Genomic DNA, 25045 nt, shown 5'->3' with positions numbered 1-25045 from the left:
AGGTCTTGTTTATCTAATTCAGGTGGTTTGACGCTTAACGAGCCGGAAACTTAACTGCGAAGCTTCTACGGATTCGTTGCCAATGCTGTTCCACAAATAATAAAAAGCGTTCCAGGCTTGCTCTTTAATCGGATTATGGATGGTTGTTAAACCAAGTGAGGCCGAAAGCTCGGTATTGTCAAAGCCGATAATCGCGAGCTGCTCTGGGACAGCCAGATGATGGCGGCGCGCCTCGTTTAAGATGCCCGCTGCCGCGTAATCATTGGAGCAGAGAACGGCCCCGGGCGCCTCTTCCATGGCGATAAGTGAACGCCAGGCTTGCTCGCCGTCAAGCATGCCGTAAACCTCATAACGGTACCAGTCGGGTCTAACCGGTAAGCTGTGCCGCTTCATGATGGATTCGTACGCCATTCTGCGGCTCTGGATGTTCAAGCTGTCCGGTCTGCCAAAAACATTGGCGATTTTCGTGATTCCTTTTGCCAGCAAATGCTCAAGCCCCAGCCGGTAACCTTCCCCTTGATCCATTGCTACAGACGGGATTTGGCCCGCTTGCATACGCTGCCAGGAGATGATTGGCCCGTAGCGGCAGTAAGCGGACAGTTTCCCGGGATCATTCACACAGGTAATAATTAACAGTCCGTCCACCCGCTTGCTCCTCAGATCTTCAAATGCCTGTATCTCTTTAGCTTGATCCCCTTGAGTAGTATAGATAATGGTTTGGAAATCATAACGTAAAGCGGCTTCGATAAAGTGGTTCATAAAGGGAAGCACAATTTCATGCAGAGATGCAATGACGATCCCGATTTGATTGGTCCGGCCTTTCGAGAGCGCTACCGCGTTCCGGTTTGGGGCATAATCAAGCTGTTGCATGATTTGCCTAATCTTATCCCGTGTTTCCTTGTTCACATGCGGCGAATTATTGATGACTCTTGACACCGTCGCTCTGGAGTATCCGGATAATTTCACGATCTGTTCAAACTTTGACATGTAAATACCCTTTCCCAAAACTTAAATTTGACATGTAACCCGTTCCAACCGTTACGATTTAAAGCGAGGTTCAATCCAGTGTAGCATAAATTTATAAATGGGATGGAGTGAGCAGCAGATGAGCATGCAGGGGATTCATTTTCCGGAAAATTTTTTGTGGGGAGGGGCCGTCGCGGCCAACCAGCTGGAGGGAGCGTACAACGAAGACGGCAAAGGTTTGTCCGTGCAGGATGTGACTCCCAAAGGGCTGGTTGGTCCGGTTACGGAAGCGCCGACACCTGACAATATGAAGCTGGTGGGCATTGATTTTTACCACCGTTACAAGGAAGACATCAAGCTGTTTGCGGAAATGGGTTTTAAAGTGTTTCGCACGTCCATTGCCTGGTCGCGGATTTTTCCGAATGGAGATGAGACGGAACCTAATGAAAAAGGGCTGCAATTTTACGATGATTTGTTTGATGAATGCCTGAAATACGGGATCGAACCACTGGTTACTTTGTCCCATTACGAAACCCCTTTGCATCTTGCGAAGGAATACGACGGCTGGGTCAACCGGAAGCTGGTGGACTTCTATACACGTTATGCCGCCACGGTGTTTAAACGGTACAAAGGGAAAGTGAAATATTGGTTGACCTTTAATGAGATCAACTCCATTTTGGAGGCTCCGTTTATGAGCGGGGGCATCTATACGCCGAAGGACAAGCTCAGCAAGCAGGACCTTTATCAGGCTGTGCACCATGAGCTTGTGGCAAGCGCTGCCGCGGTCAAGCTCTGCCATGAAATTGACCCGCAAGCCAAAATCGGCTGCATGATGCTGAGCATGCCTACCTATCCGCTGACGTCAAATCCGGATGACGTGATTAAAGTCATGGAGTTTGAACGCCGGAACTATTTCTTTGGTGATGTGCATGCTCGCGGCGTGTATCCAGGATACATGAAACGTTATTTTAGAGAAAACGAGATCGAAATTCAATTCGCGCCCGGCGACGAGGAGATTTTACAGAATACCGTCGATTTTATATCATTCAGCTATTATATGAGTGTGTGCCAGACGGCTGATCCGGAGAAGAGTGCAGCTGGTGAAGGGAATATCCTTGGCGGCATTCCCAACCCTTATCTGCCGGCAAGCGAATGGGGCTGGCAAATCGATCCGCAAGGGCTGCGCCTCGTCCTGAACGACTTTTATGACCGTTATCAAAAACCGCTGTTTATCGTGGAAAACGGTCTGGGGGCGGCTGATGAGCTGGTCGTAAATGAAGCAGGAGAGAAGACGGTGGAGGACGATTACCGCATTCAGTATTTGAACGATCATCTGGTGCAGGTTGCGGAAGCCATTGCCGATGAAGTGGAAGTGATGGGGTACACGTCCTGGGGCTGCATCGATCTGGTCAGCGCATCGACGGCTCAACTCAAGAAGCGCTACGGCTACATTTATGTGGACCGCCATGACGATGGCTCCGGTACTTTGGAGCGTTACCGCAAAAAGTCTTTTTATTGGTACAAGGAAGTCATTGCAACAAACGGCAAAAGTCTCAAGCGGTAAGCACTTCATTAAGCATTCGCCGCATGAATAAGGCGCCTGCTCTGCGGACGTCTGATATAAGGCTTATATCTTCAGAAAAAACCAGCGGTACCTGGAATTCAAAGTACCGCTGGTTTTTCTTATTTTGGCATGACATATTCAATCGTTTTCTGTATTAAATGGAAGTAGTATTCATCCAAAGGAATGAGTGATTAACTTTCCTTAAGCACCGCCCGTTCCTTCCCTTTATCCGCTTCCCCGGCATTGCGGTTGGCGGCTTCGCGGTCCAGCTTCATCTCCTCGACCGTCTTGACCTTCAGACGGGCTGCGCCTTCGTAGGCGCGCACAGGAATCAGATCGTCAGAAGTCAGCCGCACCTTGGCTGCGGTAATCGCCTCCGTATACTGCGGCAGCCATGTCTCCTGGGCGACCAGCATTTCATCAACAAGCTGCCAGATTTCCTTCGGATTGCAGACGGCTCCGACCAGCGGGTCCATCATGAATGCCTGGCGCAGCAGCTTGTCGTCGCCATGGATAGCTGCTTCCACCGCCAGCCGCTGCACAGAGATGCTGGCATTACAGACGGCTGCCGGCCCCAGCGGCAGCTCGCCCACGACCGGCATCGAGATGCCGTTGCCGTCAACATAACCCGGTGCTTCAATAATCGCGTCATCCGGCAGATTGGAGATAATGCCGCCGTTCACGGTGTTGAAATGTCCGCGGTAGACACGCCCGGTCTCCAGCCCTTCAATAATATAGGACCCGTGCTCCTGTCCCCGATGCTCCGAATTATATTCCAGTGCCGGCTCCTTCATCCAGTTCGGGAAGTCGGTCTCGAACCAGTTCCGCCCCTCTGTGCAAACCCGGAGATATCCGCCCGTCTCCCCGTTAATCCAGGAGCCCAGATCGATCCATTCCTGGATCTCATCCGGACGCTTGCGGTACCATGGCACATATTCGCTTAAATGCCCGTTCGATTCTGTACTGTAATAGCCGAAGCGGCGCAGCATATCGATCCGCACCTTCTCCGTGCGTGCATAATCGGGATGCTTCTCGAACGCTTCCAGCAGCCCGGAGGTCAAATCCTTGCCATTATGGCGAATCTGAATGTACCAGGTCTGGTGGTTGATACCGGCGCAGATAATATCGACATCTTCCTTCTTCAGGCCATAGACGTTGGCGATCTGCTCATGCCCGTGCTGCACGCCGTGGCAGAGTCCGATCGTCCGCACCCCGCCGTATTTGTTGCATGCCCAGGTCAGCATCGCCATCGGATTGGCGTAATTGAGCAGCAGCACATCCGGATGAGCCAGCTCGCGAATGTCCTTGCAGATGTCCATCATGACGGCAATTCCGCGCTGACCATACATGATTCCGCCTGCGCACAGCGTATCTCCCACACATTGGTCGATGCCGTACTTTAACGGAATATCCACATCGGTGGCAAAAGCCTCCAGTCCTCCGACCCGGATCGTGCACAGCACATATTTGGCGTCCTTGAGCGCCTCTCTGCGGTCCGTTGTCGACTGGATGCGGATATTCAGTCCATTCTCCTCAATATCCCGTTGGCACAGTTCTGTCACCATCCGCAAATTATGCTCATTGATATCCGTGAAGGCGATATTCACATCACGGAATTCCGGAACCGTCAGCAAATCCCGCAGCAGGCCGCGAGTAAACCCGATGCTGCCAGCTCCTATAAAAGTCACTTTAAATGACATGTCGTTTCCCTCCCACAGGTTTGATATGCACCCTTATTGTAGCAACGACAGGGAGGGAAGCGTTATCAAATTCATGACTTGTTTCCATGCAAAGTGTTAACAATCGTCACCTCGCTGCTCATGGGCGAAGCGGACTGCCTCTACCGATTGGCGATAATCGGACGGGGTCATGCCTGTTGCGCTTTTGAACAGCTTGTGCAGATAAGGGCGGCTGTGCACTCCCACATAGTCTGCGATCTCCGCGACCGGAATATCAGTCTCGCGCAGCAGCATCTTCGCCTTTTCCATGCGAAAGCCAGTCAGATACGCCATGATGGACTGTCCGATCTTCTGCTTGAAGATCCGCTGTACATAACCCGGGTGCAGGTTGACCGCTTCGGCCACCTGTTTGATCTGGACGGGGCGGTCATAATTCTGATGCAGAAAGTCCAGGCACTGCCTTACATATTGATTCTGCATATCGCCACCCTGACTCTCAAGCTCAAGGTACAGCCTCGCAATCCGCAGCAGCAGTCCGGTGAGCTGCACCTGCACCAGCATCTCCGAGCGCTCCTTGCGGTCAAGCTCCAGCACGAGGCTTTTCAGCGCATGATATACTTCGTGCGGCTCCCTTAACAGCAGATAGGGCTGCGGACAGTCCAGCAAGGCCGCCATCTGCACGTCCGCCGCCGCCAGTTCCGCAGCGGAGAGATAAGCTCCCGCAAGCTCTTCAAAACGGAATTCCACATTCAGCATCCTGCATGATTGCTCCACGAGCAGCCGATGGGGAATATGCGCGTCCAAAATAATGAACTCCCCTTTTTTGAGCACCGACCTGTGCGTCTGCCCGCCATAGGCCAGCTCCACCGCGCAGCTCCCGGCGATGGCATACATAATCTCCGTCGACGGGTGGGTATGCAGCGCCATCTCGTATTCGTTCCATTCCTTGAAATAATAGGCGGTAATGACCGGGCGGCATCCGGCCGCTTCCGCCTTGATCCTGAACAGCCCTTGCGGTCTCATGCGCTATTCACCTCATTATATGTACACGATTGCCTTGCCCCTTGAACTGATCGAATCAAGTGTAACTTAATCTCCATTCAATTCCTAACTCTTTAAGGTGTTGGGTTGTAGACTCGTCTAACATAAATGCCCTCCTCAGAATTGAATTGGAATTATGATATTATTATCGTGTAATTCCACATACAATGATAGCGCTAATCATTCATGGAGTAAGAATAATCGATCTGTGAAATTTTGCTCCTGTCAGTTAAAGGTCAGCTTCAATTTTATTTATACAAATCACATTTTTTTGAGTTATTTTTAGTAATTGTTTAGTTGTGGTTGTTATTTCGAATTTATTAATATATACAGTGTTTATAAGGGGATATAAGATTAAAACTTGAAATTTCATTAAAATATCTAAATAAATTCGTGAATAAAAGAGAAACAAACTAAAAAAACAACTTTATTTATTGACTGTCAATTTAACGAATGCTATTATACTGATGATTGTAAGCGCTATTAAAACAGAAGTTTAGTACATTAATTGAAATCATAAAATTTGGATACCTGGAGGATTGTTTATGGAATTTACTGAAAAAACGAGATTAGGAAACGTTTTATCTAATAAAGAAGCCAGGGATATCTTGAAAAAACATCTTCCCCAAATTTTCGAACTCATGCTTGATCCTGCTTTTGGAACATTCGTTAAGTTAACTAGTATAGAGCAAATGAAAACTTCCTTTCCTGAAATAACAATTTCTCCAGATTTAATAAAGGCTCTTCAGCATGAACTCGCAAGCGTTCCAGCTGATCATAACGGAGAAGAAGGGGGCTTTCCTTCAACCAGCTATGAAGATGATTCAGTTGGCATCGGTTCGGCGAAAGTTGCTGCCCCTGACACAGCAGCCAAATGGGATGTATTGGAATTGGAATTCCAGGGGCCTGGTCATGGAAACCCTTTTCTCGAAGTTGCTTTAAATGTTGAATTTTCATTGGAAGGCAGAACTTTAGAGGTAACGGGCTTTTATGATGGCGAAGGCATTTACCGGGCAAGGTTCATGCCGGACCAAGAAGGCAGTTGGACATATAAAACTAAAAGTACTGCCAGGTCACTGGATGGAATCTCAGGTCAATTTGTCTGTACGGCGCCGTTGGAAGGTAATCGGGGACCTGTAAGGGTAAAAAATACGTTTCATTTTTCATATGAAGATGGGACCCCTTACATACCGGTTGGTACCACTTGTTATGCATGGGTACATCAAGACGAGCAGCTCATGAACGAAACATTGGAAACATTAAAAGCCGCTCCGTTTAATAAAATGCGGATGTGCGTTTTCCCCAAATCATATGCTTTTAATACAAATGAACCGAAATATTATCCATTTGAGGGATCTTTAGAAGAAGGATGGGACTCTGCACGATTTAATCCAGCGTTCTTCCAACACTTGGAGCAAAGAATCAGCGAACTTGGAGAGCTTGGCATTGAAGCGGATTTAATTCTCTTCCATCCATATGACCGCTGGGGTTTTGCCGATATGAACAAGACTCAGGATGATCGTTATTTACGCTATATTGTGGCTCGTCTTTCCGCTTATCGTAATGTCTGGTGGTCACTGGCCAATGAATACGATTTAATGTGGGCCAAGGATTTGGAGGATTGGGAGCGCTTTGCTAAAGTCGTGACAGAAAATGATCCTTATAACCACTTAATATCCATTCATAATTGTACACAGTTTTATGATTATAATCGCCCATGGATCACTCACTGCAGTGTGCAGCGGGTTGATGTCTACAAAACAGCCGAGAGCACGGATGATTGGCGAAAACAATGGAACAAGCCTATTGTGATTGATGAATGTGCATATGAAGGTGATATTGATCAAGGCTGGGGCAATATAACCGGTGAAGAAATGACCCGCCGATTCTGGGAAGGTGCCGTTCGCGGCGGTTATGTAGGCCACGGGGAAACCTATTTCCGGTCTGATGAAGTTTTATGGTGGTCAAAGGGCGGTAAACTGCATGGCAGCAGCCCTGAACGTATTGCTTTTTTACGCAGAATCATGGAGGAAGGGCCAAAAGACGGGTTAAATCCGTTGTATTTATTCTGGGATGTTCCAGCGGCAGGGATTCCGGATGAATATTATTTATTCTACTTTGGCTTTTTTCAGCCACGATTCAGGGAATTTCGAATGAAGCCGGGAATCCAATTCAAAGTGGAAATCATGGATACCTGGAATATGACGATTGAAGAATTGGAAGGTACTTTTGAAGGCAGGTTCCGCATTGAATTGCCGGGCAGGCAGTATATGGCCGTAAGAATGAGACAAATATTGACGTAGATGAACAAGAGCGCTGTATGAGAAAGCGAGTATAATAAAACGGCAGCCTGAATGAAGGGCTGCCGTTTTACCTTCAATACGATTAGCAATTGTATCTTGACCCGCGCCGTTCGTATTAAATTCTACGGGTATCGGTTAATTATTCCGACAAATCTTCAATATGAAGTGTCACACCGTTATACGTGGCATACCCGTAGCTTTTGGGCTTACCGTCAGCATCGGTGTCAAACAGTAGTCTGGCAGGTGTGGGTCCTCCAGCTACCGAGAAGGTTGCCCGCAGTTTCATTTCACCCTGACTTTCGCCTGTCAGTTGAAGGTCGGCTTCATAGCGGCTCTCATCGGCATAATTTGAATGGACCTTCTCATATCCATTGTAAAAATTCACACCGTCATCGCTAAAGTTGACGTACTGCGTTTCCGTTAGGCTAACATTGTCTGAGGATTTATGTTCAAGATAGGTTGCATATCCGGAATGTTTTCCTGCGATTTTGCCTTCAATATCCGCGTATACGGAATCCAATACAGATAAGTCTTTGATCGCATAGGGGATGTTATCTGTAGTTGGTTGTATGGGGACAGGCTTTTTGGGCTTATAATCAAGCAGCTTCACGATCCGCAGCCGAATTTGTGAATCACCGCTGCCTCTGAGCATCTCCAGCCACATGGCACGCTTGCCATCCGGATGCCAGGACATGGGCGAGCGGTAAACCCAATTCTCATCCGTATTGAGCTGAATCCCTTGATAACCTTCTTCGTACACAGAACGGTTCACGTCAATCAGGACAGGGCCAATGTTCCCCTCCCTGAACTTGCGCACTCCATCAACTGCATACATGTACTGAATTCCGGTAAGCCCGCCCATACTTCTTGTGCCAAGAGGACGAGGCATCAGTCCGAAGATGGCCGGATCTGTAGTTTTGGAAAACCTGGTGCTCATGACGATGCCCAAACGTTCATCCGGAGAAAAAATGGTGGTTTCATCGTATCCCGGAGTATATGTGATTTGCGTAACCGTTTCAGAATCCAAATCCTGTACAACGGAATCCGTGGTACTGTGGTGTAATGCCCCGACAAGGGATATGGCGTTTCCTCCCTTTACAAACTGCTTTACTTCTCCTCCCCGAATGAGCTGGGGAAATATAAAACCCGGGTTGTTCAGGTCATCTGTAAAGCTCTGTACAGTGCTGATAATCTGTACGTTTTCGAGAACATACTTATCCGTTTTACGTTCCAGAACACCTATAGCCGCAGCGGCGCCAATGTCTGAGCGCAGCATCGTCCAGCTCATATGTTTATTGTCAGGTGCGATGATGATTTCAGACCAATGATGGGTTGTGCGCGGATCATCTGCGAGGGTGGACGGATACTCGATGGGCAGCAATTTGGTGCTTTTGCATTTGTCGATATTGGGGGTGCATTCAAGCACATAATCTCCCAGCAGCACCCGTTTATTATCCTGGAATGGCATATAACGGATACCGTTTGCTTTTGGTTTTTGCGGTACGACTCCTGAGAATATCTTCCTGAATTTCGTTCCGTCATCGTTGAGGACAGCCATGTTATAATAATCGGGAACATTCATATTCTTCTTGGTCTTATACGAAATAAGCACTTTTCCTGAATACGTATAAGTGCCATTCTGGAGTTTCATGTCAGCAGGCAACGGGACGCTTTTTATAGCGATTCTTCCAATCCCATCACGATTGAGCTTGTGGCTTATATTGTCTGAAGATACGTCTGCAGCGTATGCCGGTGCTGCCAATGACAAACAGACACTTAGTATAATCAAGACCGAAAACCAGCTTTTTTTCACATCATCGCCTCCAAATTTAATATTTTTAATTTGAAGTATCAGGGATATATTGCCACAAAAAGTAATTATTGAACACAGGAAGGAATTTAATTCATATAAGCTCACCTCCAGGCTTTAATTTTTGTAGAAATGATGCTTTGCGAAGTTTTGTATGCGCTTACAAACAAAACTATACGATCTGTATCAAAACCGCTCAACAGGTCATTTTTAGGTTTCAGCAGGGTCATTTTTAAGGTGATCTCAAAAACCCAGTAGCTTCATTGCAAAGCAGGCCTTAAAATGAGGGGGAATGTTACACCAGGGAAGGGAGGCGTATGAAGCATATGGGTTGGAACCGCAGGACAGCCTCATGGATAAGAAACATGAAGTTTCAACATAAATTAATGGCGGGTTACCTGTTGGCTTGTATAATTCCGCTGATTATTGTAAGCGTCATCATTTTTCGGCAGGCGGCAGTGGAATTGGAGAGCTCATCCGAGGAATTTGCTGCTTTGTACACATCCCAGATCAGGACTTCATTGAATAAATTCATGAAAGAATATGACCAGATCACCAAATCCGTATTGGTCGATAACGATCTGATTTATAAGCTTGGCGAAGAACGAAAGATGTCTATAGACGAATTGGTCCTTCAGAGGGTAACCGTACAGAAGCTGCTGATGCGTGTTGCCCTGCTGGAACCGGAGATCAGCAGTCTCATGCTCATCAGCCGGGATAACAGTGTCTACCAGTACTCCAATACGACAAGCAGAGTGAATGAAACTGCACTCTTATCGCAGAAGTGGTTCAAACGGATTCGCAGCTCAGATGATACGTTTTTTATCACCGGGCTGCATGATCGCATGTACTATGAAGACAAAGGAGAGGGTGCCGTAGTTACCGTGGGAAGGGTGCTGCTCAGTTCCGATGGCGCGTATGCCGGCGTACTGCTTATTGATTTGGACCCCTTCATGCTGCTGCAGCTGGACAATGATTTTGTTCAGGCCCGGGACAAATATGGCATAAGTGTCGTCATAAGCAATCACCTTGGGGAAATCGTTTATCATTCCGAGGCAGCCAGCGGCCGGATGACCTGGAAGCAGGTGCTGGAATCAGGCAGGGATTACACAAAGGATGCCGGGAGTCCTGAGCGGATCATTTTATCCGAGCAGACCCAAGCAGGGGAGCTGTTCATCCGGACTGAGATCCCACGGTCGAAGCTACTGCTGAGGATTAGCAAAATCCAGGCGGTTACCATAGTAGTCATCCTGGTGAGCGGTCTGATTGTAACCCTGATCTCCATGGCATTAAGCTATCATATTACCAAGCCGATCAAGGCGCTCCGTAAAAGTATGAAGAAGGCGGAAGGCGGTCAATATGTGCCGATTCCGGACCATCAGGCCGAAGACGAGATAGGAAGCCTGGTGCAAAGCTATAACAAAATGATCGTCACGATTCGGACCTTGATTGAAGACGTATATATCGCCGATATCAAACAGCGTAAAGCCAAATTACTGGCGCTTCAGAACCAGATCAATCCCCACATGCTGTACAATACGTTGGAATCCATTCGAATGAAAGCGCTTGCCAAAGAAGATGAGGAAGTCGCCGATATGATCAAGATCCTGGCGCGGATGTTTCGGCTGGCCTTGGGCAAGGAAGGCAGGCAGCATTTGGTGAAGCATGAAGTGCAGTATACGGTGAATTATTTGCAGCTTCAGAACATCCGGTTCGATCATCGCTTCAAGCTGCATATCAGGCTCCCTGAGGAAATTCAGCAGTGCAGCATCATTCCCCTGGTTTTGCAGCCCATCGTGGAGAACAGCATCAACCATGGTTTTCAGGGATACAGCCGGCCGATGAATATCACCATCGAAGGTATGTGGACAGGAGATGGGGGCATTGTCATCCGGATTACGGATGATGGAATCGGCATGCTGCCGGCCAAGCAAGCAGAGCTGTATGCTCTCCTGCAGGATGCAGAGTCGGACAAATACAGGCTGGAGCAAACGGATGAATTGGCGGAGAAAGGATTAGGGCTTAAAAATATTGCTGAACGCATCAAGCTGCATTATGGGAACCAATATTATTTGTCTTTCTCTTCAGTCTATGGAACGGGCACGACTGTCGAGATCTATATCCCCAGAACTTGAATCAATCCTGTATGGAATAGGTAAGGGAAAGGGTGAGCTGAGATGAAGATGGTTATCGTGGATGATGAAAAAGGGATTGTGGACGGACTGAACAAGCTGATCGGCCGTTACGTTCCCGAATGTGAGATGATCGGCGCAGCCTATAACGGGTTGGATGGATTCAGGCTGATTCTGGAGCGGCAGCCGGACATTGTGATTACAGATATCCGCATGCCTCAGGCAGACGGTCTGGAGATGATCCGGATGCTGAAGGATGAGGCCTGTCATGCCAAATTTATTCTCTTGAGCGGGTATGCCGAATTCGAATATGCCCGCAAAGGCATGCAACTGGGCGTTCAATTCTATATCAACAAGCCGGTGGAAGAAGAGGAGCTGCAGGACTGTGTTTACAAGGTGATGGAAGTCATCCGCTCCGAACGGGCCCGGCAGCAAGAGGTGCACAACTTAAAGCTGCAGGTGCACAACCGTATGGTGGAGAGCGCATTACGAGACCTGATGGATGCGGGCAGCGACAATAAGCTTCTGGTGGATGAGTTGCTCCGGGTAATCCGTATCCCTCTTGAAGATACCCGTTACGTATGCGCCTTGCTCGAATTCGAAAGCAGCTTGGGAGCTTTGAAGGGGCCAGGCCTTGAACGGCTGTTCCTCCGGATAGACCGTACTTTGGAGCAGTATCAGGGAGTATACCGGATCCGCTATTCGGGCTCTCAAGTAGCTGTGATGGTGACTCATGATCAGGACATCAAGTACAGAGAGCTGATTCGCTCCATTCACGACTTGAAAGAAATGGTTTACGAAGAGACAAAGCTGTCCATGGCCGTCGGGATTGGTACAGTACAGGAAAGGGCGGAAGGAATCAGCTTATCCTTTGAAGAAGCCCGCCATGCCTTAAGCTATAAGGTGATCAAGGGAGAAGATGCCGTAATTCCGTATTCCGAGATCGTAAACTTGAAAGGGCGGCGCCTTCCTGTTTCTGAAGAGATTATCTCAAAGCTGGAAGCTTGTATGGACAATATGGATGAAAAGGGATGTGTGAACCTGATTCGCGAAATTTTCGGCATTATTGAAAAGGAGGAGAGCATGAGTCCCGCCGATCTCCAGCTGCAGTGCTTGAGCATTCTCTTATCAAGTATGCGCAAAATGTCTCTTCAGCAATTCCAGCAGCATGATATCATCGGGCGCCACATCCTCTCCCTGGAAAGCATATCCCGGTTCAGGACATTGGAGCAGCTGGAAGAGTGGATGGTTCAGGTTATCCAGGGCATCCTGTCCTTCAAACAGGAACATCAGATTCCCCGGAAAAAGGACATCATTGCGGAGATCAAGGAGTATGTGACGGAGCATTACAGCGAACCGATCAGCCTGGCGGATTTGTCCGCTCGCTTTTTTATCAATCCTTATTATTTGAGCCAGCTGTTCAAGCAAAAGACGGGGGAAACGTATCTTAATTTTTTGGCACAGACCCGGATCAATAAGGCAAAGGAGCTGCTGATCAGAACGGATTTGAAGGTTTATGAGATATGCCAGCGGGTCGGTTACTCCGATGCACAGCATTTTGCCCGCTTATTCGAGAAATTAACGGGATGCAAGCCAAGCGAATACCGCAAGAACCCGCTCAGGGAATAATCATGATCCGTCCTTTCGCCAATCTACAGGCGGGAGGATTTTTTTGTACAGCTAAAAAATGGCCCTGTGAAAACTTAAAAACGTCCCTTTGTGCGTTTGGCTTCCCGAAAGTATAGTGGATGTAAGCGGATACAACAAAGCGCATACGGGGGGGATAAAAATTGAAAAGCTGTAATCTTCATCATATGAAGGTGTATTGGCCACTATATGTGATGGCGATTCCGGGAATCGTTTTTCTCATCGTATTTAAATTCATTCCGCTGGCCGGTGCTGTCATCGCCTTCAAGGACTATTCGGTTTTTCAAGGGTTCATCGATAGTCCCTGGGTAGGTCTCAAACATTTTAGTACGCTGCTTCACCATCCGGATTTTGCCCGAGTGTTCGGCAATACGCTGATGCTGGGATTTTTCAAGCTTGTATTGATTTTCCCGGTGCCCGTTTTGCTGGCACTGATGATCAATGAGATTCGAAAATCGGCGTTGAAGAAAGGAATCCAGACCGCTCTGTACATTCCGCACTTTTTATCCTGGGTTATCGTTGGCGGTATTCTCTTCGATTTCTTTTCGTTAAGCGGTTTGTTCAACATTATCATCGGGTGGTTTGGTCAGGATGCTGTGCTGGCCATGCAAGAAAGTGCATACTTTAGACCCATTTACGTGCTTGCTTCGATATGGAGAGATGCCGGATGGGGGACCGTGGTGTATATGGCCGCCATTAGCGCGATCGATCCGCAGCTCTATGAATCAGCGATGATCGACGGCGCCTCCAAGTTCAGGCAAATCCGCCACATTACATTTCCGCTTCTTCTGCCTACCGTTCTGGTGCTGTTCTTGCTCGAGATAGGCAATTTCCTGGATCTTGGCTTTGATCAAGTATACAATCTGCTCACTCCGATGACCTATAACGTAGGGGATATCCTGGATACGTACGTGTTCCGGACCGGCATTCAGCAGGGGCAGTACAGCTTTGCTACCGCGGTAGGGCTGTTTCAATCCGTGATTGGATTTATTATGGTGTACATCTTCAATAAGCTGTCGAAGAAAGTGTCGGATGGGGGGTTATGGTAGGATGCTTGAATCGAGAGGGGAAAAAGTATTCGTTACGGCAATCACCGTCTTTCTCATCCTGTTTTCAATCATAGCGCTCGTACCGCTCCTGTCCGTAATTGCAACCTCGTTCAGTTCCAAAAGTGCCGTGGACATGAACCTGGTAACGTTATGGCCGAAGCAATTTACGTTAGACTCATGGAAGCACATCATCGACCGTCCCGACTTATGGAAATCGTTTTTCCTGACGCTCGGCTCGACAGTAATCGGAACGGTATTGGCACTTTTGATGACTGCCTTGTTCGCATACCCGCTGTCGAAATCCGAGTTCCGCTGGGGCTCCGTCATTATGGTGGCTGTTGTGATCGCCATGATCTTCAAGGCGCCTATCGTGCCATACTTCCTGACGGTCCGCAGTATCGGCCTTTATGATAATCCGCTGGTGCTGGTTGTGCCGCATATTCTGAATCCATTCAATCTAATCATTATGAGAACCTTCTTCAAGCAGTTCTCCAAGGAATTGGAGGAAGCGGCCTTGCTTGAAGGCTGCGGATATTTCCGTATGCTGTTCCAATTCGTGCTTCCGCTATCCAAGGCCGTACTGGCAACGCTTGCTTTATTCTACGGTGTGGTATTGTGGAACCAATTTCAGCATCCGCTTTTCTTCCTGCAGGATCCAAACTGGTTTCCGCTGCAAATCAAGATCCGACAGTTCATCACCGACGATAACGTCATTATGGCTGGTGCCGCATCTACGGCTAACCTTAACTATAACGAGCGGACCTTAAGAGCAGCGACCGTTATTTTTGCCATCATTCCGATCGTTTTGGTGTATCCGTTCCTGCAAAAATATTTTGTCAAAGGAGCCATGATCGGCTCCGTAAAAGGGTGAAGGGGGAGAAAACATGAATTTCAAAAAAATTGGATTATTATTAGCGGCAGGTATCCTTGCGATGACTACTGTAAGCGGTTGCGGCGGGGATTCTTCCAAAGGTTCGTCAGCTGCTGACCAGAACCAAACCTCTGACGGAGTTGTCGATCTTGAAGTGTGGGGAACGAACATCGGATATCAGCCGATCACCAAAGGCAGCAAGCTGTATGAATTTTATAAGGAAAAGCTTGGTGTGGGTGTTATTAATCCGTATGTGGAATGGAACGGAGGAACCAACTATCTTAATCAGCTGAACCTGAAAATTGCCGCTAACGAAATCCCAGACCTATTCTTACCTAAGCAGGGGATTGAGGACAGCTTGGCTAAAAATGGTGCGATTGCCGACCTGACTGAACTGTTGCCTAAATATGCACCGAATTTATGGCAAGCCATTCCGCAGGAAATGTGGGATGTGGTCAAGGCGAACGACCCTACCGGTCAGGGGAGAATCTATTATATCCCCGGTATGGTGGACTACGGAAGATACGCCGGCATGATCCGCCAGGATTGGCTCGGCAAGTTGGGCCTGCCGATGCCGAAGACTCAAGACGAATACGTAAAGGTGCTGGAGGCATTCCGGGATCAGGATCCCAACGGCAATGGCCAGAAGGATGAGCTTCCAACCGGCGGCCGGGAGCAGGCCCGCTGGATGGATCATTTGTTCGCCATGTACGGGGTTGCCATGTTCGAAGGTTATCCGGACTGGGACATTTACGACGGCGAGCTGACTTATTCCGCGGTGACTCCGAATATGAAAGCGGCTTTGGAGTTCATCTCCAAGCTGTACAAGGAAGGCTTGATAGACAAGGAATCGCTTTTGAACACAAAGGATAAGTGGGACGGAAAGATTTATGCGAATAAGGCAGGAAACTACTTCCATTGGGTAGAGTCCGGCAATTTGCCCTTGGAAAATATCTATAAGAACACGGGTGTAAAGGCACAATTCGAAGTACTCCCTATCCCGGAAGTCCCGGGCTATAAGGGTTTCTATACTTGGAAGAGATCCACACCACCAGCCTGGGTAGTCAAAAACAACAAGGATGAGAAAAAGCTGATGGCCACCCTAAAGCTGCTGAACAACATGTATGATAAGAAAAATTGGAAAGATTTGTTCCTTGGCGTGGAAGGCATGCACTATACGATCAAGGACGGCAAAGCCGTCAAGCTTCCTGATGACAAAAGCAGTCAGGAGAATCTAATTCTTAATCCGGCTTCAGGCATATCGACACTAGATATGACAATTGATCTCTTAAATAGTACTGTATCGGAAGACAACAAGTGGGTAATTGATCAGGTCACCCGGAACATGCAGGAAGCCCAGAAGTATGCCAAACTCATAGCCGGTGACGGCATGCCGGCCAGCGTATACGACGGTTTCCCGGACATTAACAATCGTACGCTATTCGTGGAATACGCCACCAAGATTATCATTGGCCAATATCCGATCAGCAAGTTCGACGAATTCGTCGACAAGTGGTATCAATCGGGTGGCGAAGAAGTTACGAAGCGTGCAAAAGATTGGTACGCTAAGCTGAAAAAATAATCAGAGTGGAGGGTTCTTCAATGCACAACTACCTGCCTTTTGATGTTCCTTATCAAAAAAAGATCAGGCTAATCATCAACACGGACGCCAAAAACGAGGCTGATGACCAGTTTGCAATCGTTCACGCACTGCTGACCCCGCGATTTATGATCAAGGGCATCATTGCAGCTCATTTCGGTACAGAGAGAACGAACGAGTCTATGCTGGAGAGTTATAAAGAATGCGAATATGTATTGTCTCTTATGGGGGACGCTGGAAAGGTTCCTGTATTCAAGGGGGCGACGCACGCCATACCAGATGAGCAAACCCCCGTTATGTCAGAAGGGGCCGAGCTGATTGTTCGCGAAGCGATGTCTGACGATCCTGCACCGCTATACGTCATCTTCCTCGGACCCCTAACTGATATGGCCAGCGCTTATTTGGCAGAGCCGCGTATCGCCGAAAAGTTGACATGCGTTTGGATTGGCGGCGGCAAATATCCGGAGGGAGAGCGGGAATTCAATCTGATGAACGATATCGACGCCGCAAATGTTGTCATGCAGTCCCCTATCGAACTCTGGCAGGTGCCACGCACTGTATATCCAACCGTCAGAGTCAGCCTGGCAGAACTGGCTCTGAAGGTTCGTCCTTACGGTGCGATCGGTCAGTACCTGTTCCAGCAAATGATCGATTTCAATGACAAAATGGCGGACAATATGCGTTTTCCAAGAGGAGAGGCGTGGTCTCTCGGCGATTCTCCTGCAGTCAGTCTGCTGCTTGACGCACATGATTATGACTGGGAAATGAGGAGTGCTCCGTATATTACCAAAGAGATGTATTATGTGCACAAGCCGACTGAGCGAAAAATTCGTGTATACCACGATGTAGACTCACGTTTTACATTGGAGGATATGTACGCGAAGCTCGCACTGTTCCATGCTGTACAGCAACAAAATCAAACTCAATATTAGGAAATACCTCTTCGGTATCACTGTGAGACTAAGGCGGTCAGGTATACTGGCTGCCTATTCTTTCTCAATCATTTCAAGGGGAATCGAATCCCATTTTCTATTTGGCACTTTCACGAAATAGAAGGGCACCGGATCATGAAAACTGAATCGAAAGAGGGGCAATCATGGGAAATCGTCTAATGGAAGTGCTTGAGGGTCAAGAACATAATTATATCCTTCCTTTTCTCTGGCAGCATGGCGAGGAAGAGAAGGTGATTCGGGAAGAGATGGCCCGTGTGCATGAAGCCGGAATCGGGGCTGTTTGTGTGGAGTCCCGGCCTCATCCGGATTTTCTTGGACCGAAATGGTGGATGGATATGGACATTATTATGGAGGAAGCCCGGGCTCGTGGCATGAAAGTATGGATTCTCGATGACGATCATTTTCCAACGGGACATGCGGGAGGCAAGGTGAAGGAGGCTCCGGAAGAGCTTCATCGCATGTTTTTGGGGGAACGTTATATCGATACCATCGGTCCTGCCAAGGGAGCATCTCTGTTGCTGGACACCTTACTTATGTACGGGCTGCGGCCGACCATCTCGCATAGCCAACATGCGAGCGGCAAAAACAAGCTGATTTCAGTAGTCGCGGTCCGCCGTAATCCATCCAATGGGACATTACTCAGTGACTGTGTCGACATCACTGATCTTGTACATGACGGTATCCTTTATTGGGATATCCCTGAAGGGTATTGGCGGGTATTTATTATTTCAGAAAATAAGCATGGCGGCAGCAAGGCGCAGGAAGATTATTTGAACCCGCTAGACCGGGATTCAGTTCGAATTTTGATTGATACGGTATATGAAGCTTTTTACGAACGGTATCGGGAGGATTTCGGTAAGACGATTGCCGGCTTCTTTTCCGATGAGCCCGGATTCTATAATGACCCGGTAACCTTTGATTTCGACTCGAAGCCTGGAAAAAAGGGGGTGCCGCTCCCTTGGAGCCGGGAGATGCCGGCCCTGCTTGAGCAGGCGCTGGGTAAGGATTACCGTAAATATCTATATTTTCTCTGGCAGGATGCTGGAGAACAGTCGAGTATCGTGCGGTACGCCTATATGGATATTGTCAGCAAGCTCTACGCGGAAAACTTCTGCAGCCAAATCGGAGCATGGTGCAGAGCCCGCGGGGTAGAGTACATCGGACATGTACTGGAAGACAACAACGTTCATGCAAGGCTAGGCCCAAGCGCCGGACACTTCTTCCGCTCGCTCTGGGGGCAAGACATGTCGGGCATCGACGTGGTGCTGTGGCAGATCGTCCCCGGCTTCGATGAGCTGCCTTTCCGCAAGCCGACGGGGGAAACGGATAGTGAATTTTTCCATTATGGCCTCGCCAAGCTTGGTGTGTCTCTTGGACACATCGATCCGAAAAAACAAGGAAGGACGATGTGCGAAGTGTATGGGGCGTATGGCTGGGCGGAAGGGTTAAAGCTGATGAAATGGCTCACGGACCACATGCTCGTTCGCGGCGTCAACTATTTTGTCCCTCATGCCTTTACCCAGAAAGCTTTTCCGGATCCGGATTGTCCGCCACACATGTATGCGGGCGGGAAAAATCCACAGTACCGCTACTATAAGCATTTAAATCGATATATGAATCGGATCAGTCACCTGATTTCGGGCGGAAGGCACATAGCGACAGCAGCCGTTCTATATCACGCTGAAGCCGAATGGTCCGGGGAATCGATGTATTTTCACAAACCTGTGAAAAAATTGATGCATCATCAGATCGACTGCGACGTTCTTCCCGTCGATATTCTTTTGGAAGCATCCAGCGTGAAAAACAACAAACTGCATGTAAATCGCGAGGATTACGAATGCCTGATCGTGCCCTATGCAGAGGCGCTTCCGGCGGCGATGGTTCGGCGTTTAGCGGAGTTTGCCGAGCAAGGCCTGGCTGTTCGTTTTGTTGACGGGCTGCCGTTACGATCTAGCGAGGGGAGTGATATTTCTAGCGAACGGTCATGTCTAGCCGATCACCGGAATGTGAAGCTTGCAGCTTTAGACCAGCTGGCGCAAGACCTTATTGCAGAAGGATATTACGATGTTAGAGTAGACAAATACGAACCGTACCTGCGGAACTATCACTACTGTCATGATGGTTTGGATGTTTTTATGTTCTTTAACGAACACCCGAATCAAACCCTATCCACGAGGATTATTTTACCTGTCCAAGGTGAAGTTTATGCATATGATGCGTTCCTGAATCGGTTGATTGATTTAAATGTAAGTATGGAGAACGGAGCGAAAGCAGTACAGCTTGTCCTTCATCCGTATGAATCTATCGTCCTGCTCCATGGATCTGACCTGGAAGGCTATGCTGCACTCCCAAGGCATACCGCTCTGGCGGAGCTTGAGCTTCATGGCGAATGGGCGGTTTCCACCGCTGATTCTGAAACTTATCCTCATTTCAAGAAGTGGGGAAAACTGACGGCTCTGACGAATATGAGCGGACCTGATCATTTACCCCGATTTTCAGGCACCTTCCGTTATGAAACGGAGTTTGAATGGGAGGAATCCGTAAACCATGCTCTGCTGGATTTGGGTGAGGTTTACGAAACGGCAGAGGTGTGGTTGAATGGCGAGCAAGCAGGGGTACGCATCTGTCCTCCATACCGGGTGGAAATCAATGGCCTTATAAAGAAGGGCAGAAATAAGCTTGTCATTGAAGTTACGAATACGTTAGTGAAGGATCAGTGTGACTTCTTGTCGGCCTTTGCGCAGCAGGAACCAAGCGGGCTCATCGGGCCCGTCCAGGTGAAAAGTATTAAGGTATAGATGATTAAAAACCATCTTAAAGGGGCCGAATGGATGTTATATCCTATCATAACAGAAACACGTGCAATGCTGGAGTTGAATGGTATTTGGAATTTTAAGCTCGACTCCGGAAACGGCTTTGCCGATGTGTGGTACTCAAGGAAACTGACTGACACTATACCGATGGCGGTGCCTTCCTCCTATAACGATATAGGCGTCACATCGGATATCCGGAACCATATCGGCTGGGTTTGGTATGAAAGGGAGTTTGCAGTTCCCAGTCTGCTTCGATCCCAGCGCCTTGTCTTGCGGCTCGGCTCAGCTACGCATGAAGCAAAGGTTTATGTGAACGGGGAACTGGTTATGGAGCACAAAGGCGGTTTTACCCCGTTCGAAGCCGAAATCAATCCGTTTTTACAAAGCGGAAATAACCGGTTGGCCGTCGCGGTGAACAATATTGTAAACCATTCCACCCTACCTGTCGGACACTATGTCGAAAAGGAAATCGAGGGGCTTGGGAAATATATTCACAACTCCCCGAATTTCGATTTTTTTAATTATGCGGGAATTCATCGGCCAGTCAAGATTTACACGACTCCGCAAACGTACGTGAACGATATTACAATCGTTACTGGCTATGCGAACTCCTCCGGGATTGTATCATACAAGCTGGATATTGTCGGTGATGCCCAAGCGAGAGTAAGTATTCTCGACGAATCCGATTCTGTTGTGGCACAAGAAGCTGGCTTGGAAGGTACGATGAGCATCCAGAACGTGAAGCTGTGGGAGCCGATGAATGCTTATCTTTACACGCTAAAGGCAGAGCTATTAAAGGGTGAAGAAGTCATCGATGTGTATGAGCAGCCGTTCGGCGTAAGAACTGTAGAAGTCAAAGACGGCAAATTCCTCATCAACAAGAAGCCATTTTATTTTAAAGGATTCGGAAAACACGAGGATTCCCCCATTAACGGAAGAGGGTTCAGCGAATCAGTAAATGTTATGGATTTTCATTTAATGAGATGGGTGGGTGCCAACTCTTTTCGGACATCACATTATCCATACTCCGAGGAGCTCATGCGTCTGGCTGATCGTGAGGGTTTTGTCGTTATCGATGAAGTGCCGGCCGTTGGCTTAAACTTAAACTTCAATGCATTCACGGGTGTAAGCAGTGGGAACAGCAGCACAACTTGGGAGAGAATCAAGACACGCGAGGCTCATCGTGAAGTCATACGAGAGCTGGTGGCACGGGATAAGAATCATGCGTGTGTAGTTATGTGGTGTGTGGCAAACGAACCAGGGGCTGAAGAGGAAGGAGCATACGAATACTTCAAGCCGATGGTGGAGTTGGCGAAAGCCTGCGATCCCCAGCAAAGGCCGGTTACAATCACGACGATGATAAAATCCACCCCTAAAAATTGCAAAATTGCAGATCTAGTGGACGTTCTGGCTCTGAACCGATATTACGGATGGTATTACGATGTTGGTGAGTTAGAAATTGCAAAAATTCATCTTCGAGAGGAATTAGAAGGCTGGAATAAGCGATGTCCGGGAAAGCCAATCATAATGGCGGAGTTTGGTGCTGATACCATTGCCGGGTTCCACGAAGTGGATCCTGTCATGTTCACCGAAGAGTTTCAGGCAGAGTACTTGCGCATCAATCATGAGGTTTTCGATGAGTTCGACAATTTTATTGGAGAGCATGTTTGGTGTTTAGCCGATTTTAATACAAGCGAGGGTGTCAGACGGGTGCAAGGAAACAAGAAAGGGATTTTTACTCGTGACAGAAAACCTAAATTCGCAGCTCATGAATTGCGAAAGAGATGGAATACCATTTCTGACTTTGGGTACAAAAGGTAGATAGGAGTGTTGACATGATTCGTACTTCTTTTAACGATAATTGGACGGTTGGCTCGAAAAACAGCTTTTTTTCAGAAAAAGAAATTGCAAAGATTCCATTGAAGACCGTCACATTGCCACATGATGCAATGATCGAAAGGAACCGCAAAAAGCCTATAGAAGGGGACAAAGGTAAAAGTAATTTTCAAATCGCATTTTACCCGGAAGGGGAATATGAGTATAGAAAGATGTTCTTTGTGCCGGAAGAGCACAAAGATAAAAGAGTAACCATTGAGTTTGAAGGCGTATATATGAACGCTATGGTATATTTGAACGGAGCTTTTGCCGGACAACAACCTAATGGATACACGAATTTCTATATAAAAGCAGATCGTTTCCTGAAATATGGGGAAGAGAACGAGATTAAAGTGATTTCGTTGAATTACAAAGATTCCCGTTGGTACTCCGGTGCAGGGATTTATCGGAACACCAAACTCATCATAGGGAATTTGGTGCATATAGCTCTTGACGGCGTCAAAATTTCCACCCCTGATATCCAAGCCGATCGCGCTGTAGTCCATGTAGCGACCGTCATTGAAAACGAAGGACTTCACACTCGTACGGTCAATGTTCGTACGGAAATCGTCGACGCCGACGGTAATATCGTTGGCAGTGACTCCGCAACGTTGACCACGTTCGCAGGGGAGAGGGCTGCATTGCGTCAGCGCATTTACGTTCGGCAGCCCAAGTTTTGGAGCGTAGAACATCCCCATTTATATACATGCCGAACACGCGTGATGACGGAGAATGAACAACTGGACGAAGAAACGAATTCTTTCGGGATACGTTCGCTTACACTTGATCCGGACAGAGGACTCTGCATCAATGGCGAAGTCGTGAAGCTGCGCGGCGCCTGCATTCATCACGACAATGGCGTGCTCGGAGCAGCCACGATCGAAAGAGCCGAAGAGCGTCGCGTCGAGATTCTGAAGCAGGCGGGCTTTAATGCATTGCGCAGCGCGCACCATCCGATGAGCAAGGCGCTTCTGGACGTTTGTGATCGCCTCGGCATGCTCGTCATGGACGAAAGCTTTGATATGTGGACCTCAACCAAGGTCGATCACGATTACGCGCTTCATTTTGCAGACTGGTGGGAGAAAGATATCCAAGCGATGATCGACAAGGATTACAATCACCCCTGTGTCATTATGTATAGTATCGGAAATGAAATTCCGGAAGCAGGGAGACCGATTGCTTCCGTATGGGGTCATAAATTGGCGGAGAAGATACGTTTGCTTGACAGTACCCGATTTGTAACAAACTCGATCAGCTTTGTCATATCCGTCTGGGATGAAGTCAAAAAGATGATGAGCGCGAATGATGCAGCTAACAATGCAGGCATCAATACGATGATGAACAACATCGGTCAGGCCCAGGCAGCGATTACAACATCCGACCTCGCCACGATTCGAACGGCAGAATCGTTTGGTCACGTTGATATCGCAGGTTATAACTATGCAGAAGCGCGTTATCTGACAGACAGGGAGCTGTTTCCGAACCGGGTGATCGTTGGAAGCGAGACGTTTCCTTCGTTAATCGACAGGAATTGGAAACAGGTGTTGGAGAACAGCCACATTGTTGGTGATTTTACTTGGACAGGCTGGGACTATCTAGGTGAAGTGGGAATCGGAAGAGTCAAGTATGATCCTAACGATGCGAGCTTTTTAGGGGCATTTCCGTGGCTTGCGGCCTGGTGCGGGGATATTGATATTATCGGTAACCGGCGTCCGGTATCTTACTACCGTGAAATCGTGTTTGGCCTTCGCAAGGATCCGTACATCGCGGTTCAACGCCCCGAGCATTACGGCAATCATCCCCTTCCCACCAAGTGGAGTTGGAGCGATTCCGTCTCCAGTTGGTCATGGAACGGGTACGAAGGAAAACCGATCCGGGTGGAAGTGTATGCCGATGCCGATGAAGTAGAGCTGCTCGTGAACGGCAAATCGGCAGGCAAAGCGGCTGCAGGCGAAGAACATCGATATAAAGCTGAATTTGATTTAGCCTATGAGCCAGGGGAACTCGTGGCCGTAGCCTATATGGATGGTCAAGTAATCGGACGAATGACGCTTCATTCGGCAACCGGCGACGTCCAGTTGAAAGTGGAGGCGGACCGGACGGAAATCGCCGCGTCCGACAGAGATCTGTCGTTTTTAATGATCAGCTTGGTGGACGGACAAGGGAATCTATACAACACCGCCGACCGTAAAGTTTCTGTCCAGGTGGAGGGCCCAGGAGTACTGCAAGGACTTGGCAGTGCTGACCCGAAGTCTTCGGAAAACTTCTTTGACACCGAACGTACGACTTTCGACGGGAAAGCTTTGGCGGTTGTGAGGCCCAAGGATGCCGGAATGATCATCGTGACGGTCACTGCAGACGGATGCGACCCGAAGGTCATACAGATCAACGCCATAGCGAATGCTGATACACTCTGTGGATGCTAAGTCACGGAGGTAGGTATTTTTTTTGAAAAGGACGGTTACATTAACTTCGTTGCTTGCTGAGGAAATACTTAGTAAGCACAACCTGAAGAATGAGGGAGGTGAATCCGGTGACCGTAGCTTCTGACGTAAAAACTTGTGTAGCTTCGTTAAAAAGCGCACAGGCAAGCTTGGAACAGTTTGCTCTGTCGACGCAAAACCAGGAAGCGAAAACTCTGTTCACAAATGCGGCTCAGCAAACGCAGCAGGTGCTTCAACAGGTGGAGCAAAGAGTCCAGCAGTTGGAGAATGAAGAGCCTCAATATAAAGGCTTTTAAAA

Annotated in this window: 16 protein-coding genes; 12 read left to right on the top strand and 4 right to left on the bottom strand. The window is 48.2% G+C overall.

The features are described 5' to 3' along the window. Window positions 1-18 precede the first annotated feature (18 nt). Window positions 19-987, bottom strand: coding sequence for a LacI family DNA-binding transcriptional regulator (locus ACI1P2_RS12420; RefSeq protein ID WP_355320168.1), 969 nt, complete (start codon window positions 985-987; stop codon window positions 19-21). A gap of 124 nt (window positions 988-1111) precedes the next feature. Between ACI1P2_RS12420 and ACI1P2_RS12415 the strand changes: the two genes are divergently transcribed. Then, window positions 1112-2530 (top strand): glycoside hydrolase family 1 protein, encoded by a 1419-nt coding sequence (locus ACI1P2_RS12415; protein WP_408976215.1) that lies wholly within the window; start codon window positions 1112-1114, stop codon window positions 2528-2530. Window positions 2531-2721: 191 nt separating this feature from the next. On the opposite strand, the gene melA is transcribed toward ACI1P2_RS12415, so the two are convergent. Together melA and ACI1P2_RS12405 are read right to left on the bottom strand one after the other, a co-directional pair. Then, window positions 2722-4230, bottom strand: coding sequence for an alpha-glucosidase/alpha-galactosidase (gene melA / locus ACI1P2_RS12410; protein WP_355320167.1), 1509 nt, complete (start codon window positions 4228-4230; stop codon window positions 2722-2724). Window positions 4231-4326: 96 nt separating this feature from the next. Then, entirely contained in the window at window positions 4327-5232 is a 906-nt protein-coding gene (locus ACI1P2_RS12405) for an AraC family transcriptional regulator (protein ID WP_355320166.1), read from the bottom strand. 563 nt (window positions 5233-5795) lie between these two features. Here ACI1P2_RS12405 and ACI1P2_RS12400 point away from each other — a divergent pair. Continuing rightward, window positions 5796-7553, top strand: coding sequence for a DUF5605 domain-containing protein (locus ACI1P2_RS12400; RefSeq protein WP_355320165.1), 1758 nt, complete (start codon window positions 5796-5798; stop codon window positions 7551-7553). Between the two features lie 139 nt (window positions 7554-7692). On the opposite strand, the gene ACI1P2_RS12395 is transcribed toward ACI1P2_RS12400, so the two are convergent. Beyond that, window positions 7693-9204, bottom strand: a complete 1512-nt coding sequence (locus ACI1P2_RS12395) for a hypothetical protein (protein ID WP_355320164.1) — start codon at window positions 9202-9204, stop codon at window positions 7693-7695. Between the two features lie 545 nt (window positions 9205-9749). On the opposite strand from ACI1P2_RS12395, the gene ACI1P2_RS12390 reads away from it, so the two are divergent. From ACI1P2_RS12390 to ACI1P2_RS12345, 10 genes are all read left to right on the top strand, one after another. Further along, complete coding sequence (locus ACI1P2_RS12390) at window positions 9750-11498, top strand: cache domain-containing sensor histidine kinase (RefSeq protein WP_408976210.1); 1749 nt, start codon at window positions 9750-9752, stop codon at window positions 11496-11498. A 42-nt stretch (window positions 11499-11540) separates the two neighbouring features. Next, window positions 11541-13124 (top strand): helix-turn-helix domain-containing protein, encoded by a 1584-nt coding sequence (locus ACI1P2_RS12385; RefSeq protein WP_355320162.1) that lies wholly within the window; start codon window positions 11541-11543, stop codon window positions 13122-13124. Window positions 13125-13285: 161 nt separating this feature from the next. Beyond that, window positions 13286-14191, top strand: coding sequence for an ABC transporter permease (locus ACI1P2_RS12380; protein WP_355320161.1), 906 nt, complete (start codon window positions 13286-13288; stop codon window positions 14189-14191). 1 nt (window position 14192) lies between these two features. Beyond that, on the top strand, window positions 14193-15062 hold the full coding sequence (locus ACI1P2_RS12375) for a carbohydrate ABC transporter permease (RefSeq protein WP_355320160.1): 870 nt from the start codon (window positions 14193-14195) through the stop codon (window positions 15060-15062). 13 nt (window positions 15063-15075) lie between these two features. Further along, complete coding sequence (locus tag ACI1P2_RS12370; RefSeq protein WP_355320159.1) at window positions 15076-16644, top strand: type 2 periplasmic-binding domain-containing protein; 1569 nt, start codon at window positions 15076-15078, stop codon at window positions 16642-16644. Between the two features lie 20 nt (window positions 16645-16664). Then, window positions 16665-17594 carry a nucleoside hydrolase gene (locus ACI1P2_RS12365; protein WP_355320158.1) on the top strand — a complete coding sequence of 310 codons (930 nt, stop codon included), beginning with the start codon at window positions 16665-16667 and terminating at the stop codon, window positions 17592-17594. Window positions 17595-17758: 164 nt separating this feature from the next. Beyond that, the gene (locus ACI1P2_RS12360; RefSeq protein ID WP_355320157.1) at window positions 17759-20413 is read left to right on the top strand and encodes a glycosylhydrolase-like jelly roll fold domain-containing protein; all 2655 of its coding nucleotides are present in this window, start codon (window positions 17759-17761) and stop codon (window positions 20411-20413) included. A gap of 33 nt (window positions 20414-20446) precedes the next feature. Beyond that, complete coding sequence (gene uidA, locus ACI1P2_RS12355; protein ID WP_355320282.1) at window positions 20447-22249, top strand: beta-glucuronidase; 1803 nt, start codon at window positions 20447-20449, stop codon at window positions 22247-22249. A 14-nt stretch (window positions 22250-22263) separates the two neighbouring features. After that, the gene (locus tag ACI1P2_RS12350; RefSeq protein ID WP_355320156.1) at window positions 22264-24729 is read left to right on the top strand and encodes a glycoside hydrolase family 2 TIM barrel-domain containing protein; all 2466 of its coding nucleotides are present in this window, start codon (window positions 22264-22266) and stop codon (window positions 24727-24729) included. Between the two features lie 107 nt (window positions 24730-24836). Further along, entirely contained in the window at window positions 24837-25043 is a 207-nt protein-coding gene (locus ACI1P2_RS12345; protein ID WP_355320155.1) for a DUF1657 domain-containing protein, read from the top strand. Window positions 25044-25045: the final 2 nt, after the last annotated feature.

This window comes from Paenibacillus jiangxiensis (genome assembly GCF_046098255.1).
In the GTDB taxonomy this organism is placed as follows: domain Bacteria; phylum Bacillota; class Bacilli; order Paenibacillales; family Paenibacillaceae; genus Paenibacillus; species Paenibacillus jiagnxiensis.
Note: the sequence above shows the minus strand (reverse complement) of the source record. Positions and strands in the feature narration are given on the sequence as shown.

Bases quoted from the DNA above. Each gene is read 5' to 3' on its own strand.
- ACI1P2_RS12420 (WP_355320168.1), bottom strand. From the start codon at position 987: ATGTCAAAGTTTGAACAGATCGTGAAATTATCCGGATACTCCAGAGCG.
- ACI1P2_RS12415 (WP_408976215.1), top strand. From the start codon at position 1,112: ATGCAGGGGATTCATTTTCCGGAAAATTTTTTGTGGGGAGGGGCCGTC.
- melA (WP_355320167.1), bottom strand. From the start codon at position 4,230: ATGTCATTTAAAGTGACTTTTATAGGAGCTGGCAGCATCGGGTTTACT.
- ACI1P2_RS12405 (WP_355320166.1), bottom strand. From the start codon at position 5,232: ATGAGACCGCAAGGGCTGTTCAGGATCAAGGCGGAAGCGGCCGGATGC.
- ACI1P2_RS12400 (WP_355320165.1), top strand. From the start codon at position 5,796: ATGGAATTTACTGAAAAAACGAGATTAGGAAACGTTTTATCTAATAAA.
- ACI1P2_RS12395 (WP_355320164.1), bottom strand. From the start codon at position 9,204: ATGAAACTCCAGAATGGCACTTATACGTATTCAGGAAAAGTGCTTATT.
- ACI1P2_RS12390 (WP_408976210.1), top strand. From the start codon at position 9,750: ATGGCGGGTTACCTGTTGGCTTGTATAATTCCGCTGATTATTGTAAGC.
- ACI1P2_RS12385 (WP_355320162.1), top strand. From the start codon at position 11,541: ATGAAGATGGTTATCGTGGATGATGAAAAAGGGATTGTGGACGGACTG.
- ACI1P2_RS12375 (WP_355320160.1), top strand. From the start codon at position 14,193: ATGCTTGAATCGAGAGGGGAAAAAGTATTCGTTACGGCAATCACCGTC.
- ACI1P2_RS12370 (WP_355320159.1), top strand. From the start codon at position 15,076: ATGAATTTCAAAAAAATTGGATTATTATTAGCGGCAGGTATCCTTGCG.
- ACI1P2_RS12365 (WP_355320158.1), top strand. From the start codon at position 16,665: ATGCACAACTACCTGCCTTTTGATGTTCCTTATCAAAAAAAGATCAGG.
- ACI1P2_RS12360 (WP_355320157.1), top strand. From the start codon at position 17,759: ATGGGAAATCGTCTAATGGAAGTGCTTGAGGGTCAAGAACATAATTAT.
- uidA (WP_355320282.1), top strand. From the start codon at position 20,447: ATGTTATATCCTATCATAACAGAAACACGTGCAATGCTGGAGTTGAAT.
- ACI1P2_RS12350 (WP_355320156.1), top strand. From the start codon at position 22,264: ATGATTCGTACTTCTTTTAACGATAATTGGACGGTTGGCTCGAAAAAC.